Raw genomic sequence first — 635 nt, 5'->3', positions numbered from 1 at the left:
TATGAGCGCAGCACCAAATCAGCCGAAACCATGATACAGATTACCATGATACACATCATGCTTAAGAAATTATCCAAATGAAATTTAAACAGCCTCTGAAAGCGAGAGTTTTGTTTTGCTTGAACTTCTTGAGTTGTAGGCTGTGATACAATAGTGCTTATAGCGTCTTTCTTTGTGTTAGATGGTGTAGCTTTTTGCTTAGGTTTTGATTTGTTGTCAGTTTTAGTACTTATGCTGCCGTTACTTTCAGGTTCACTACTTAAGTCAGCCTCTCTTATCAAAATATAAAAAGACGCTAAATTTGTTGCAGCAGCATTACCTATTCTAAGCTTATTCATGAACCACTTAATGATGTTCTCCTTTTGTTCACGTGGGTCGTGTATAGCATCATTCAGTTCATCTGGATAAATTTCATCGAGCATCTCATTACATGCAGCTTCATAGTCTTTTTGATCTCCTCGCCATTTAACTGCTCTATCAGTTGGCTTACCATCATCACCAATTAAACCTAATTTTTTAATAGGGCTTAGGTACTTTTTTGCAGCTGATGGGCCAAGACCTAGCGCAGTTTCTAAATAATTTACGCTTATCTCTCTTGGAAGAGTCTGATGTAATTTCTTTCTTAAACTCCACCA

General features: G+C 37.2%; 1 protein-coding gene. It reads right to left on the bottom strand.

Features of this window, described 5'->3' with window-relative positions; genetic code table 11:
• The coding region (locus ACFQ2O_RS22150; RefSeq protein ID WP_377533178.1) for a DUF5343 domain-containing protein at positions 1-635 on the bottom strand (635 nt) is incomplete at both ends.

The sequence above is a fragment of the Pontibacter rugosus genome (genome assembly GCF_042678745.1).
Taxonomy (GTDB): domain Bacteria; phylum Bacteroidota; class Bacteroidia; order Cytophagales; family Hymenobacteraceae; genus Pontibacter; species Pontibacter rugosus.
The sequence above is the reverse complement of the archived record's forward strand: the minus strand, read 5'-3'. Positions and strand labels throughout refer to the sequence as shown.